14 protein-coding genes are annotated in these 13,775 nt (G+C 53.2%); all 14 read right to left on the minus strand.

The features are described 5' to 3' along the window. Positions 1–182: 182 nt before the first annotated feature. Positions 183–716: a TetR/AcrR family transcriptional regulator gene (locus tag OB13_RS01420; protein WP_461488359.1), complete on the minus strand. Its 534-nt coding sequence runs from the start codon at positions 714–716 to the stop codon at positions 183–185. 35 nt (positions 717–751) lie between these two features. Beyond that, the gene (gene pcaF / locus OB13_RS01425) at positions 752–1,960 is read right to left on the minus strand and encodes a 3-oxoadipyl-CoA thiolase (protein ID WP_461488360.1); all 1,209 of its coding nucleotides are present in this window, start codon (positions 1,958–1,960) and stop codon (positions 752–754) included. Positions 1,961–1,978: 18 nt separating this feature from the next. After that, positions 1,979–2,491 (minus strand): FUSC family protein, encoded by a 513-nt coding sequence (locus OB13_RS01430; RefSeq protein WP_461488361.1) that lies wholly within the window; start codon positions 2,489–2,491, stop codon positions 1,979–1,981. A 52-nt stretch (positions 2,492–2,543) separates the two neighbouring features. Continuing rightward, a complete protein-coding gene (locus tag OB13_RS01435) occupies positions 2,544–3,890 on the minus strand; it encodes a 3-oxoacid CoA-transferase (protein WP_461488362.1) in 1,347 nt (448 codons plus the stop codon). A 161-nt stretch (positions 3,891–4,051) separates the two neighbouring features. Then, positions 4,052–4,831 (minus strand): 3-oxoadipate enol-lactonase, encoded by a 780-nt coding sequence (gene pcaD, locus OB13_RS01440; protein ID WP_461488363.1) that lies wholly within the window; start codon positions 4,829–4,831, stop codon positions 4,052–4,054. Positions 4,832–4,951: 120 nt separating this feature from the next. After that, positions 4,952–5,737 carry a 1,6-dihydroxycyclohexa-2,4-diene-1-carboxylate dehydrogenase gene (locus OB13_RS01445; protein WP_461488364.1) on the minus strand — a complete coding sequence of 262 codons (786 nt, stop codon included), beginning with the start codon at positions 5,735–5,737 and terminating at the stop codon, positions 4,952–4,954. Positions 5,738–5,801: 64 nt separating this feature from the next. Then, entirely contained in the window at positions 5,802–6,815 is a 1,014-nt protein-coding gene (benC, locus tag OB13_RS01450; RefSeq protein WP_461488365.1) for a benzoate 1,2-dioxygenase electron transfer component BenC, read from the minus strand. 13 nt (positions 6,816–6,828) lie between these two features. Next, positions 6,829–7,314 (minus strand): benzoate 1,2-dioxygenase small subunit, encoded by a 486-nt coding sequence (gene benB, locus OB13_RS01455; RefSeq protein ID WP_461488366.1) that lies wholly within the window; start codon positions 7,312–7,314, stop codon positions 6,829–6,831. A 12-nt stretch (positions 7,315–7,326) separates the two neighbouring features. Further along, positions 7,327–8,676 carry a benzoate 1,2-dioxygenase large subunit gene (gene benA, locus OB13_RS01460; RefSeq protein ID WP_461488367.1) on the minus strand — a complete coding sequence of 450 codons (1,350 nt, stop codon included), beginning with the start codon at positions 8,674–8,676 and terminating at the stop codon, positions 7,327–7,329. Positions 8,677–8,901: 225 nt separating this feature from the next. Beyond that, positions 8,902–9,822 carry a catechol 1,2-dioxygenase gene (catA, locus tag OB13_RS01465; RefSeq protein WP_461488368.1) on the minus strand — a complete coding sequence of 307 codons (921 nt, stop codon included), beginning with the start codon at positions 9,820–9,822 and terminating at the stop codon, positions 8,902–8,904. Between the two features lie 55 nt (positions 9,823–9,877). Continuing rightward, positions 9,878–10,174: a muconolactone Delta-isomerase gene (gene catC, locus OB13_RS01470; protein ID WP_461488369.1), complete on the minus strand. Its 297-nt coding sequence runs from the start codon at positions 10,172–10,174 to the stop codon at positions 9,878–9,880. Positions 10,175–10,177: 3 nt separating this feature from the next. Then, positions 10,178–11,299: a muconate/chloromuconate family cycloisomerase gene (locus tag OB13_RS01475; protein WP_461488370.1), complete on the minus strand. Its 1,122-nt coding sequence runs from the start codon at positions 11,297–11,299 to the stop codon at positions 10,178–10,180. Positions 11,300–11,462: 163 nt separating this feature from the next. Next, entirely contained in the window at positions 11,463–12,350 is an 888-nt protein-coding gene (locus OB13_RS01480; RefSeq protein ID WP_461488371.1) for a helix-turn-helix domain-containing protein, read from the minus strand. 145 nt (positions 12,351–12,495) lie between these two features. Continuing rightward, on the minus strand, positions 12,496–13,775 hold a 1,280-nt coding region (locus OB13_RS01485), incomplete at its 5' end, for a TolB family protein (RefSeq protein WP_461488372.1).

Consider the following 13,775-nt stretch of genomic DNA (forward strand, 5'->3'; position numbering starts at 1 on the left):
CACAGTAACGTAAACTTCTTATTCCCGACAAGCTATACCTGACAAGGCCCGCACAGATCATCTCAGAGCGGGCCTTGTCAGGTATAGCGCTAGCGGTTCTGTCTTCGGCTCAGGTGCTCAGGTATGCCGACTTCCCTGTACACCGATTCCGATTCCGATTTATTGGTAGACAGAAGAACCGGTTACAGGTTATACTTCTCCTTCATGGTGGAGATCAGGGCATTTTCCCGTTCTGAATCGAGCGCATGGGCAGCCAGGTATTTCCAAACCCCGTCGATGTGAATCAGCAGCAGTTCTGCTTCCAGGGCAGGCTGCTTATACCCCAGTTTTTCAAAGCTGATGGTCAGTTTCTCAAAGCAGGGACGCATGAAGATATCGTGGTACCGGGAGGAGATCAGGTTTAAGGCGATGATCTTATACTGCATCCGCCAGAAGTCCGGGTTGGACTTGGTCAGAATAATGGGCAGCTCGATCATTTTGGCGATATACTCCTTCGGGGTCTGCCCGATGAGGTAAGGACTCGTTGTTTTGGCAGCGGCCTGGTAGCCTTTCTTGATGATTTCCTCTAACAGATTGTCCTTGGAACCGAAATGTTTAAAAATCAATGCTTCTGAAGTTTCGGCTTCAGAAGCAATTGATTTGGTGGAGGTAGCCCGTGCTCCGTTTTCTGTAAATAGCTTTAAAGCAGCATCAAGTATGTCTTGTTTCTTACTCATCTTTATTCCTGTTCAAAGCGTTAAAACGGCTGGCGTCAGACCCGTTCGATGACCACAGCATACCCTTGCCCGACCCCCACGCACATGGTAGCCAGGGCATAGCGTTTCTGCTGCCGTTTCAGAGACAAGGCCGCGCTGTAAACGATGCGTGTACCGGACATCCCCAGCGGATGACCCAAGGCAATGGCGCCGCCATTTACGTTCACGCGCGAATCGTCATCGGCCAGGCCCATGGCTCTGGTGCAGGCCAGGCTTTGCGCTGCAAATGCCTCGTTCAGTTCAATGATGTCCATATCAGACAGGGAAAGACCGGCGCGTTTCAAGGCTTTTTCGGTAGCCGGAACAGGGCCTATGCCCATGATGCGCGGCTCTACCCCTACCACCGCTGAACTGACAATTCTGGCCAGTGGCGTCAGGTTGTATTTCTTCAGGGCCTCACCGGATACAATGTAGGTGGCAGCTGCCCCGTCGTTGAGTCCGGATGCATTACCGGCTGTGACCGTACCATCTTTTTTGAATGCCGGACGAAGTTTTGCAAGGGTTTCCAGGGTGGTATTCGGGCGTACAAACTCATCTTTGGACACTACGACCGGGTCGCCTTTACGCTGTGGGATGCTCACCGGCATGATTTCTTCCGCCAGATTGCCGTTCTCCTGCGCTGCCGCCGCTTTCATCTGGGTATGGTAGGCAAATTTGTCCTGGTCTTCGCGGGAGATGTCGTACATCTCAGCTAAATTCTCGGCTGTGACTCCCATCGGGTCAACACCGTACGCTTCCTCCATCTTGGGATTGATAAAGCGCCAGCCGAAGGTGGAGTCTTCCATCCTGGAGTCATTGCCAAAAGCCTTGGAAGGTTTGGAGACCACCAGCGGACCGCGCGTCATGTGCTCCACACCGCCTGCGACAAATACATCGCCTTCACCGGATTTAATGGCTCTTGCCGCATGCATAATAGCCGACATACCGGAGGAGCACAGGCGGTTGACGGTTTCGCCCGGTACCGTAACCGGAAGCCCGGCCAGCAAGGCGGCCATGCGGGCCACATTCCGGTTATCCTCCCCGGCCTGGTTGTGGCAGCCCAGGATGACATCATCGATGCTTTCTTTTGGAATCTTGGGGTTTCGATCTACCAATTCTTTGATCACCATCGCGGCCAGATCATCGGCCCGGACAGCGGACAGTATCCCGCCCAGATTACCCACCGGGGTACGGATCCCATCTACAATATATGCTTCTTTGTTCATGACTTTTTGAATTAAAGGTTACTCGTTCTCCAGCTTCGATTTCTTTCTCAGATACTGGATGATGTTTGATGTCAGGACCGTAACATAGAGGCCGATCAGGCACCCCAGCGTAACGGACAGAAAGCGCTCCAGGGCGGCCCAATAGGTCATCGTGGATTGCTCGTGTATCAGCACAATGATGAGGGCCACCACCGCCGTTCTGGCCACATTCATCAGGTTGAACAGGTGGCAGATGGCAATCGAGAGGACAATTCCGGTCATCATCATGACAACTTCCGGCACAGGCAACAGGAAACAAACCAGGCCGACGCTGGAACCGATGAGGTTGGATTTAAAGCGTTCCACCGAAAGTTTCCGGGAATCTTTTTCCTCCGGGGATATGACCAGCAAGATCGAGATGATCGTCCAGTACAGTTCGTATTCCGGAAAAGCCAGGTACAGTTGATAGCCCACCAAAAACCCGATCGTGCACCTGACTCCATAAATAATTACATCAGAACCTAGGCTATACCTTAAGAGTTTGTTTGCCATTGTTTATGTGCCTTCACCTTTGAGCTGGCCAGGCTCCGGGTATACTTCTTCTTTAAGCCAGGAGTTCTACATAATTAGCTGTTGTTTTAGCTCGTACCTCTTCCAGTGTTGCTCCGGGCATCAGTTCTGTTAGTGTCAGCTGTCCTTCAATGAAGCTGAACACGGCCAGTTCGGTGATGATCATGTCCACCGCCTGTAGTGCCGTCAGGGGCAGCTTACAGGCCGGAACGATCTTAGGCGACCCGTCCTTGTTGGTATGCTGCATGGTGATGATGAGTGTTTTGGCACCGGACGCCAGGTCCATGGCACCGCCTACGCCCAGCAAAGGTTGGCCCGGCACGGCCCAGTTCGCCAGGTTGGCTTTTTCGTCCACTTCCAGTCCCCCCATCACGGCGATGTCCACGTGCTTGCCGCGGATCATGGCAAAGGAATCGGCGCTATCGAAATAGCTGGCACCCGGAAGTGCCGTTACCGGTATTTTGCCGGCATTCACCGGGTAGTCCATAGCGCCACCGCCATCCCGGGGCGAAGGGCCTACGCCCAGCATGCCATTTTCGGTATGCATCACGATGCCATCTGCGGGTGTGATCAGGTCCGCCACCAAGGTTGGAATGCCGATGCCCAGGTTCACGACATCGCCTTTCTTCAGTTCCTTAAGCGCGCGCCTGGCCATGTTCATGCGTTTCTCATCCACTTTCCGGGAAGAGTCTACCGAAGCAGAGGAGCCCAGGTCTTCGAGATTAAGGGAAGCCTGCACCAGGTAATGGACATAAGAGCCCGGCGTATGCACATGTTCCGGGGCGATCTCCCCTACCGGAACGATTTCCTCCACCTCCGCTATTACCAGATCGGCAGCAGTAGCCATGGCCCTGTTGAAATTCTGCTCTGTCATCCGGTAGGTCAGGTTACCGGCCGTGTCCGCTTTCCAGGCACGTACAAAGGCCACATTTCCCCGGATCCCCTCGATGTATACCTGCTCTTTGCCCTGGATAACCTTGGTATCCCGACCTTTTGCCAGTTCTGTACCGGCGGATGTCGGGGTATAAAAACCGCCTATACCTGCACCGCCCGCCCGGATGGCTTCTGCCAATGTGCCTTGCGGTAACAACTCGTACTCTACCTCCCCGTCCTGGGCAGCTTTCACGGCTTCCGGGTTGCTGGTAAAAAAGGAGCCGATCATTTTTTTGATCTGCCCGTTCCGTAGCAAGCGACCGCCTCCTATGCCGGCCTCCCCGACGTTATTCCCTATAAAAGTTAAGTTCTTCGTTCCGGTTTCTGCCAGAGCGTGCATCAGGTGGACAGGGTTGCCTGTCATGCCAAATCCGCCTTGTAATAATATATCGCCATCCTTTACCAAAGCGACTGCTTCTTCGAGGGTTAGTTGGGGTACCGATTTCATGTTTAGCTTTTATAAATTTTGTTGTGCGTGTGTACAGGTTGCGTCAGATGAACCCATCCTGCCTTTATTATGCTATAATCTTTCATTATCAGCCGGTTACAGTATATAACGTATTACATCTTAAACCTGCTGCGTACTGCGTTTCTTTTCAGAATTTCGGATCAATGCTCCTTGAAATGCAGAATGTGTTTGGCAAACTCCTCGTGCTGCTCGACGCTGGATAAATGCGCGGCGTCTAGCTGCACGTGGCGGGAATTGGGTATTTTTCTGGCCAGAAATTTCCCGTCTTCCGGGGTGGTAACCACATCCTGTATACCACTGATGACGAGGGTGGGAACTTCCAGTTCGAAGAGGTCTTCCCTGAAGTCAGCCTCCCGCACAGCGGCACAATTGGCTGTATAGCCTTGCACGGAATTCTTTACGAATATGTCCAGGATAGCACGGACTACCTCGGGGTGCTTTTCCCTAAAGTCAGCTGTAAACCAGCGTTGCGCTGTCCCGTGCACAATACTTTCAAGCCCCTGTTCCTTTACTTGTTCGATGCGCGCGTTCCAGCCTTCTGTGGTGCCTATTTTAGCGGCCGTGTTGGCGATGATGATCTTATGGAAGCGCTCCGGGGCATGTATACCCAGCCACTGCCCGATCAGCCCGCCCATGGACAAGCCGCAGAAATACACCTTTTCCAGTTTCAGGTGATCGAGCAGTTCCAGCACATCCTGCCCCAGGGAAGCAATGCTTACCGTATCGGTGCGGATGCTGCTTTGTCCGTGGCCGCGGGTATCGTACCGCAGTACATTGAAATGGTGGCTCAGGACATCCACTACTTTTTCCCACATGGTATAGTCGGTCCCCAGGGAGTTTGAGAAGACAATGCTGTCTGCATTCCCAAAATCCTGGTATTCGTAGTAACAGTCGAAATTCGATAATTTAACAGTTGGCATAATCTGTAGTTTAAAACCTATAACTCTATTTCTGAATCGCGGGCGTCTCCAACCTTGGCCTGCTATCCCCTGCGCTTCAGCCCGGACAGGATACTAAATCCGCACCCAGCCTGAAACTACCTAACCCAGGTCTCCACCGGCGACCGGAATGGTCATGCCGGTCAGGTATTTGGCTTCGTCGGAAGCCACAAAAAGAATGGCGGTTACCTGGTCCTCGATCGTACCATACCGCTTCATCAGGCTCGATTCGGTAGTCTGATCCACGATCTGCTGGTACCATACCTGTTCCTGCTCGCTTAGCGGATTCTCATTCCGGGGTATCAGGCGCTGCGGCGCTTCCGTACCGCCCGGGGCTATACCTACCACCCGGATGTTATGGGCAGCCTGTTCAAAAGCAAGTGAGGCCGTGATCGCATTCACCCCTCCCTTGGCAGCGGCATAGGGCAAGCGGTTGACGCTTCGGGTGGCAACGGAAGAGACATTGACGATCACACCGCCTCCGTTTTCGATCATACCCGGCAACACGGCGCGGCAGCCCCAAAGCGTAGGAAACAGGGACCTTCTGATCTCTTTCTCAATTTCGGATTCCTGGTAGTGTTCGTAAGGTTTAGCCCAGATGGTGCCCCCTACATTGTTTACGAGTATGTCTATTTTTCCGAATGCCTCCAGACCCGCGTTTGTCACGACTTCAAAACCCTGCAGGTTTTCCAGGTCCGCTTCTACCGCAATGGCCGTACCGCCTGCATTTCTGATCTCCTGCAGCACTTCCTGCACTAACGGCGAGCGATCCGCCAGGACAACGGCTGCACCTTCCAGTGCCATCCTGACGGCTACTCCCTTGCCTATCCCTTGCGCTGCTCCGGTTACGATGGCTACTTTCTGTTGAAATCTATTTTTAAAGAACATCTCTTAGCTTATAAAAAGTATCAGGAACGCTTCTGGCAGCTCCTCAAAATGTTAACGCTGCAGCTTATTTGGCCTCAGACAAACCGGAAGGCAGGAATTTTTCGGTATAAAAGTTTTCGTACTGTATTTCCTCTTCCGCCAAAGCCAGCTTCACAGCATCCACCATGGCATTCGGCCCGCAGATGTAGACGTCGTAGAGCGGCACTTTTAATGCTTTCCTGTCTATCCACTGCGTGACAAACCCGGTAGGATACTGAGTGGTGCTTTCCCCGGAAACACAACAATGCAGTTCCAGCGGCAGTACTTCCGAAAAAGCCCGGATACGTTCCAGTTCGACCAGATTGGCTTCTGTTGTGGCGCCGAAAAAGAGCTGGATCGGGTGTGAAACGCCCTCTTTTGCCAGCTTCTCCAGCATCGCCAGGAAAGGCGCTATACCGGTACCACCTGCAAAAAACAGGGTGGGCCGGGTGATCTCCCGGTTGTAAAAGCTGCCGATAGGGCCTGTCAGTGCTAATGCATCTCCAGCCTGCGCCTGGTCCTGCAGATAAACGCTCATCAAACCACCGGGCACCAGGCGAACCAGGAACTCCAGCTCGGAGGTGTTGCACAGGTTACTGAAAGAGTAGGAACGGGTGGTTCCTGAACCGGGGATTTCGATGTTGGCATATTGTCCGGGCAAAAAATGGATGCGCTCGCCTCCTGTTTTCACCTGCAGTTTCACGATCTCGGGGGACACAAATTCCAGCCCGGTGATCGTCGTGTCAAAAGTCGCCGTGGTTATTTTACAGGCTGCCGAGCTCGCCAGGATATCCACCACTACATCCGCTTCCGGCCGCATCTGGCAGGCCAGCCCGTATCCTTCCGCCGCTTCATCCTCGGTCAGGGCCTCCTCAATGTAATCGCCCGGGTCATATTTGCCGGATTTCCAGAGGCACTTACAGGTCCCACAGGCACCATCGGCACAATCCAACGGGATGTTTATACCCAAGCGGTACGCCGCTTCAGCAATCGTTTCTCCCGGTAAGCCTTCGATAATCCGGGTGATTCCATCTTCAAAGTTTAAAGCTATATGAGGCATAGTAAGCGCTGGTTTAGATGTGATAAATGTCAATTACCTGGCGGATATAATCGTTTTTGAGAATGATCTTCTTGTTGGAGATCAGGAAGCTGTCCCCTGCCTTTTTTAAGGTATAGAAGGAGCAACCGAAATAGGAGTCCGTCACCTTGTAGCGGAAGCTGAGCGTGTTCCAGTTAAAGCGAACCTTTACCTCCGTTTCGGTTTCCTCCAGCACTTCGAGATTGGAGATCAGGTGGGCCGTACGGGGCTCGGGCATGGAAGCACTGGAGCGTTCGGTCTTGATCCGGAAAATCCGGTCTTCCAGCCCTCCCTTGTTGGCATAGTAGATGAGGGAGATCTCGCGTTGCGGATCGGTGATCAGCTCGTCTTCATCGTCCCAGGCAGGCATCCAGAACTCGCAGGCATCGTCGTAGAACTTCAACCATTCGTCCCATTGCTTGTCGTCCAGACAGCGTGCTTCGCTGTACAGGAATGCTAGTATTTTATGATAGTCCGTCATGGCAGGGCAAGGTTAGAGGGTATGGGTTGTCTGTTCTTTGTCGAGGGCAGCCTTCATCGTCTCGAGCCAGTAGTGGTGCTGCAGCACGAACAGGCCTTCGTCTTCCGTTTTGAGGCCGCTCATCTTCGGATGCAGGTCTATTTTCCCCGCATTCTCATCCGGTCCGTTCACCCAGTGGGCCGCGCCCCGGCTGATGTCGTTCCACGCCATGGCTTTTCCGGCGTAACCTGCCTGGCAGGCTCTGAACTCCTCCAGGTCATCGGGGGTGGCCATCCCGCTCACATTGAAAAAGTCTTCGTACTGGCGGATGCGGTGGGCACGGTCTGCCGCATCCTCTCCCACGGGAGCAATGCAGTAGATGGTCACTTCGGTGCGGTTGACGCTGATAGGCCGCCATACCCGGATCTGGGAGCCAAACTGATCCATGAAGTAGACATTGGGGTAGATGCACAGGTTGCGCAGGTAGGCGACCATCCATTCGGCCCGTTCCTTGCCATACTTCTCTTTCCACTCGTCCAGGTATTTGTAGGCCGGCCGATTGGTCGGATCAGCCCAGGCGGTCCAGAGCAACAGGTGGCCGCGGTCAAAAGCGTAGAAGCCGCCCTGCTGCTTGGACCAGCTGCTGGCATCCATGGCCTTGGTCTCGTTTTTCGATTCGCCTGATTTTCGCCGGTTGGTCGTCGCCACGTAGTTCCAGTGCACCGAGCTGACATGGTACCCATCCGCCCCGTTTTCGGCCTGTAGTTTCCAGTTGCCTTCATAGATATAGCTGGACGTGCCTTTCAAGACTTCCATACCTTCCGGCGCCTGGTCCGTGATCATATCCAGTATCTTAGCCGTTTCGCCCAAATGCTCTTCCAATGCAGGTACATCGGGGTTCAGGCTGCCAAACAGGAAGCCTTTGTAGGAACCGAACCGGGCCACTTTTTTCAGGTCATGGGAGCCTTCGCAGTTGAATTGTTCCGGGTAGCCGGCTTCCCGGGGGTCTTTGACTTTGAGTAGTTTGCCGGAGTTGTTGAACGTCCAGCCGTGGAAGGGGCAGGTAAAGGTAGACTTGTTTCCTTTCTTGTGGCGGCAGATCATGGCTCCCCGGTGAGAGCAGGCATTGATAAAGGCATTCAGCTCCCCTTCCTTGTTGCGGGAAATAAAGATGGGCTGCCGGCCGATGTAGGTGCTGAAGAAGTCGTTTTTGTCGGACACCTGGCTTTCGTGGGCCAGGTATACCCAGTTGCTTTCGAAAATGTACTTCATCTCCAGTTCATAAAGGGCCTCTTCGGTGAAGATCTCTCTTTTGTACTTGAACTGGCCGCTTTCCCGATCATCCACTAGCAGTTCATTGAGGTACTCTTTGGTTATTTCCATAAGGCGAAGGTTCTTGGTTCAAAATCAGTCGTTGTTAAAGGTGAGATGTGGTATTTGCAGGCAAAAACAGGCACGCAGCTGCGCAGGGCACAAGCTTTTTGCTCGTGCCTGTGAAGGCAAGCCGGAAGGCCGGTCTTATCTACTGGGCCTGGGAAGGTATAGCACGAGCCGGAGTGCTCGCGCTATGAAAGGACAGGATGGGTTCAGCTTAGAGCCTGGCAAAAGCTAGACTCGCGGGCCTCTTGTGCGTTCGATTTCTGCTTTGAAAACACCTGCTGTTTCTTTATGGATCACAAAGTCAAAGTCGATGGAAGCGAAAGGCTCCTGGATGTTGAATTTTTCTTTCGCTTCAGCTTCTGAGTAGCGCGTAATGTGGGGGATGAGATCTTCGCGGGTTGCGAAAGCAAAGTCGTCCCAGATGAGCGGATCGCCTTCTATGTTGATCTGGGTTGTCAGTTTGCGGTGATCTTTGGCCGTGACAAAGAAGTGGATGTGTGCCGGGCGGCTGCCATGGCGGCCGATCGCTTTGAGCATCTGGTCGGTGGCACCACCCGGAGGACAGCTATAGCCTACCGGCAAAATGCTCTTGAACTGGTACCGGCTGTTTTCGTCAGTGATGATGGCCCGGCGCAGGTTGTAGGGAGGTTGTGAAGAATCAAAAATAGAGTACATGCCCCTCAGGTTGCAATGCCATACCTCCACTTTCGCGCCTGGCACCGGATTCCCTTCGTCATCCTTCACCTGGCCCTGCATGTAGAGTCTTTCTCCGCCTACTTCCGGCTCGGTTTCCAGTTCGGCATACCCTACCGATTCAGGAGAACCTGCTACGTAAAGCGGGCCTTCGATCGTTCGCGGTGTACCGCCGGTGATGCCTGCTCTTGCTTCAGCCTCGTCCATGCGCAGGTCCAGGAAATGCTCCAGGCCGATGCCGGCGGCAACCAGCCCCCACTCATTCGCTTTCCCGGTCAGGGTAAGCCAGTCGATCGCTTTCCAGATCTCTTCCGGCTGAATATCGAGGTCCTCGATGGCGTAAAACAGGTCGGTCGTCAGGCGGTTTACGATTTCCTTGATGCGGTCTGATCCCTGGCCCGGGATTTCGGTTGATTTGATTCTTTCAACTACTGCGTCTATCTGATATCTTTCCATGATAGTTTCTGTTATAGTTTTAGGTAATTAGTTTTAAGGTATAGCGGGTGGTGTATCAGTGGGCTTCTTCTTCGTTCTTGACAGAAGAAGAATGTTGGCAGAGGGCCGTTACTTCGACCTCCATGAAGGGATAAAGGGGCAAGGACATGAGCAGCTCATGCAGTTCGCCGGCGCTGTCTACGTTAAAAATGCTGACATTGGCATACTTGCCGACTACGCGCCAGATGTGCGTCCACTTGCCTTGGCGCTGCAGTTCCTGGGACAAGGCTTTCTCTTTTGCTTTCAGATCATCGACATAGGTTTTATCCATATCGAGCGGGATGTTTACCGTCATGTGCACGTGAAATAACATAGCTTATTTTCTTTTATATTTTTCTACCTGATTCATATCCAGTTCGACTCCCAGGCCGGGACCTTCGGGAATTTCCAGCACACCGTTGCCGTAGCTGATTCGGTTTTTTACAATATCATCGGTGAGGAGCAGCGGGCCGAACAATTCGGTGCCCCAGTCCAGGGTGGGGATGGTGCTGAAAACCTGGGCCGATGCGACGGTGCCGATCGTACCTTCGAGCATGGTACCTCCGTAAAGGCTGATGCCGGCGCCTTGGGCGATAGCGGCCTGCTTCTGAATGTTGATCAGGCCACCGGACTTGGCGATCTTCAGAGCAAAGACGCTGCCGCCGCCAATTTTAGCCAGTTTAAAAGCGTCCGATACGGTACCGGCGGCTTCGTCTGCCATAATCGGTACCCGGAAGTATTGTGTGAGGCGCGCCAGCCCGTCAAAATTTGTTTTCACAATGGGCTGCTCGATCAGGTCTATACCGGCATCCTGCAGCAGGGTGATCCCTTGTTTGGCTACACTTTCGGACCAGGCCTGGTTGATGTCGACCGTTACTTTTATATCGGGGCCGACGCCTTTTTTGATGGCCACGACGTGGGCAATGTCCACCTTCGGATCATTCCGGCCTATCTTAAGTTTAAACGTGTTATGCCGGCCGTTGGCGATGAATTCCTGTGCTTCCTGAATGTCTTTGCTGGTGTCTCCGCTTGCCAGGGTCCAAAGCACCGGCAAAGTGCGGCTGACGGCGCCGCCGAGGAGGTCAGAAACGGTTACACCCAGTCGTTTTCCCTGCGCGTCCAGCAGGGCCGTTTCGATGGCCGATTTAACAAAGTAGTTGCCTTTGATGTGGTGGTCCAGCAGCGACATGAGGGCATTGACGCTAAGGGCTGATTTGCCCTGCAACAGGGGCAGCACATAAGTGTCGATCGTGAGTTTCATCCCCTCCGGCGACTCATCGCCGTAACTCAGCCCCCCAATGGTAGTTGCCTCACCCAGGCCCTCGATCCCATCGCTGCAAAACAGCCGGACGATGACCATGGTCTGGTTGCGCATCACGGCCATGGAGAGGTGGTGCGGACGTATAGTCGGCAGGTCGACTATTGTGGTTTCTATGCTTTCGATCTGTACTTCTCTCATGACACTATCCATACATACTAAATAAAACATAGTGAGTGGATGCTCACCCTGGGAAGTGACCACTTACTAAGTCTTACAAATTTAGCATTCCTGCTACCCGAGAAGTAGGACTATTCGCTTATTACCAAGACAAATCGAACATCCTTAAAAAATTTAATGGGCGTCAGCTATACCTGACCCCGATCTTTTTGCGGAAAGCCATAGGAGTTAAACCGGTTCTTTTCCGGAACAGGCGGGCGAAGTAAGCTGGGTCGTCAAAACCTAAGGTATAGGATATGTCGGAAATGTTGCGGTCCACATCCGATAAGGCCAGCTGGGCTTCGGTGATAAAATAATCGATGAGAATTTCCTTCGGCGATTTGCCTGCGATCCCGCGGCATATCCTGCTCAGGTGCCCGGTGGAGATGAACAGGTCGCGGGCATACTCCTCCACATGCTTCTTATAGGTATGCCCTTCTTTAATAAGCTGCTGAAACCTCCGGTAGTATACCTTGCTGATGTTGTCGGCCGAAACGATGGTCTGCTGCCCGCCCAGGGAAATACGGTAGAGTTGCACCAGCATCTGGCCGACCAGGTACTGCAACATCAGCAGGCGGCCGGGATACTGGCTGTTATATTCCTCAACACATTTCTGCATGGTCGCATGCACCGCCACAGAGGCTGTGTCCTCGCTTGTGATTGGTATGATGTGTACCTCGTCCATCCCGAACACCACCTCTCCTTCGCGTTGCAACATGTGCTCCAGCACGGTATCGGCCAGGTTGATGATCCAGCCGGTCACTTCGGTGAGGTGCACAAAGCCGTGCTCCATGTTTTTGGGCACAGCGATCAAGGCCGGACTTTCGATGATGGTTTTATGCGAACTTTCGTGAAATTCGGTGGTGCCGGTTTCCACGAAAAAGAGCTGCAGCAGGTTGTTGTGCGCATGCGGTTTTACCTGCCCGTCGTTGTTTTTGCCTATCTCTCCAAACGGATAGACATAGATCAGACCTTTCGCGAATTCGATCGAATTGGATCCGTATAAGCCGTTGTAGAATTTTTTAGTATGCATGCCCGGAGAATGATGAAGCAAATCAGCTTACTAGGTAAGCCGTCTGCCAACTGTACTAACGTAGAAACAGGAACTTTCTGCCAACCCGGTGCAGGTAAATTTCCGGAAGGCGGATGCAATCCCGCCCAGGTATAGCCAAAGGGGTTTATTTCTTACTGCCCATATCGCTGTTGCTGACGAAAGCTACTTTTTTACTGTCCGGCGACCAGGAAGGCGTATTGATGGTGCCCTGACCACCGTAGAGATAGGCAACAACCCGGGGCGTCCGATCCCCTTCCACCGGCATCAGGCGCAGGTATACCTGCTTGTAAAACGGATGATCCGAAGGCTTCACATCGGGCATGTAGGAGAGGAACAAGATCCATTTTCCATCCGGTGAGATATGCGGGAACCAGTTGTTATATGCATCAAAGGTCAGCTGCTCCTGCCCGCTTCCGTCGGGCTTCATGCGCCAGAGTTGCATCGTGCCGGACCGGACAGAGTTAAAGTAAATGTAGCGGCCATCCGGGCTGTATTCCGAGCCGTCATCCAGGCCGGGTGCCGTGGTCAGCCGGACTTCCTCCCCACCGGTTGCCGGTATCCTATAAATATCGTATTCCCTGTTGCGCTCGCCGGTATACACCAGGTACTTGCCGTCCGGAGACCAGCCGTGCAGGTAGGACGGCCCGATGGGTGTGATCTGCTTGGGCTGGCCGCCCTGGATAGGCACGGTATACACAAGCGAACCATACTTCTGATCCCCGCTCGAACTGCTCAGTCCCAGCGTTTTTCCATCAAAAGAGATCACATGGTCGTTGTTATTGGCGGTCACGTTTCCGGTATTGAGCTGCGAAATAGTTTTCTTTTCCAGGTCGAAGCGGTAGATGAGGCCATCGCTGGCGTTGTAGAGGAGCGCCTTGTTATCCGGTGTCCAGTTCGGAGCCTGCAGCGAGCGGGGCTCTGCATAAACGATCTTCCGATCTCCTGTCGTCACATCCAGTATTTCGATGTTGCTGCCGATGTACTCGCGGTAGGGCTCCAGGTCCTCGCTTGCCGGAATGGTGATGCGCACATTGTCAAATACAGCTTTGGCCACCGCCTCCTTGTTATTAGTGCCAGATACAAAAAGCCCCATATACACCGTATCCCCTAAGGCTATACCTGAAATTTCTTGCGTCTGAAATGGTTCTCCGAAACGGGCGACCGACAGGATATACCGATCTCCTTTTCTTTCCAGCTGCATCACATCAGGGGCTTTGGCGGCAGACTTTATTTGCGCTACTTCTCCTCCTTTTGATTTGCGGTACTGCAGGGAAGCACGGCCGTTGCCCTGTACGGTGACAGCTACTAGGGGCGCATCTGTCCCCAGGCCAGTGCGGACCATCCAACCCATTGTACGCTTCGGCTCCTCCCCTTCCCCGGCAAATTTTCCCCGGGCCTGCACGA

The organism is Pontibacter sp. HJ8 (assembly GCF_054824225.1).

Coding starts and splice junctions, on each gene's coding strand:
- benB (WP_461488366.1), bottom strand. CDS start 7,314: ATGACGGACTATCATAAAATACTAGCATTCCTGTACAGCGAAGCACGC.
- OB13_RS01445 (WP_461488364.1), bottom strand. CDS start 5,737: ATGTTCTTTAAAAATAGATTTCAACAGAAAGTAGCCATCGTAACCGGA.
- pcaF (WP_461488360.1), bottom strand. CDS start 1,960: ATGAACAAAGAAGCATATATTGTAGATGGGATCCGTACCCCGGTGGGT.
- benC (WP_461488365.1), bottom strand. CDS start 6,815: ATGCCTCATATAGCTTTAAACTTTGAAGATGGAATCACCCGGATTATC.
- OB13_RS01480 (WP_461488371.1), bottom strand. CDS start 12,350: ATGCATACTAAAAAATTCTACAACGGCTTATACGGATCCAATTCGATC.
- OB13_RS01475 (WP_461488370.1), bottom strand. CDS start 11,299: ATGAGAGAAGTACAGATCGAAAGCATAGAAACCACAATAGTCGACCTG.
- OB13_RS01430 (WP_461488361.1), bottom strand. CDS start 2,491: ATGGCAAACAAACTCTTAAGGTATAGCCTAGGTTCTGATGTAATTATT.
- OB13_RS01420 (WP_461488359.1), bottom strand. CDS start 716: ATGAGTAAGAAACAAGACATACTTGATGCTGCTTTAAAGCTATTTACA.
- benA (WP_461488367.1), bottom strand. CDS start 8,676: ATGGAAATAACCAAAGAGTACCTCAATGAACTGCTAGTGGATGATCGG.
- OB13_RS01435 (WP_461488362.1), bottom strand. CDS start 3,890: ATGAAATCGGTACCCCAACTAACCCTCGAAGAAGCAGTCGCTTTGGTA.
- pcaD (WP_461488363.1), bottom strand. CDS start 4,831: ATGCCAACTGTTAAATTATCGAATTTCGACTGTTACTACGAATACCAG.
- catA (WP_461488368.1), bottom strand. CDS start 9,822: ATGGAAAGATATCAGATAGACGCAGTAGTTGAAAGAATCAAATCAACC.
- catC (WP_461488369.1), bottom strand. CDS start 10,174: ATGTTATTTCACGTGCACATGACGGTAAACATCCCGCTCGATATGGAT.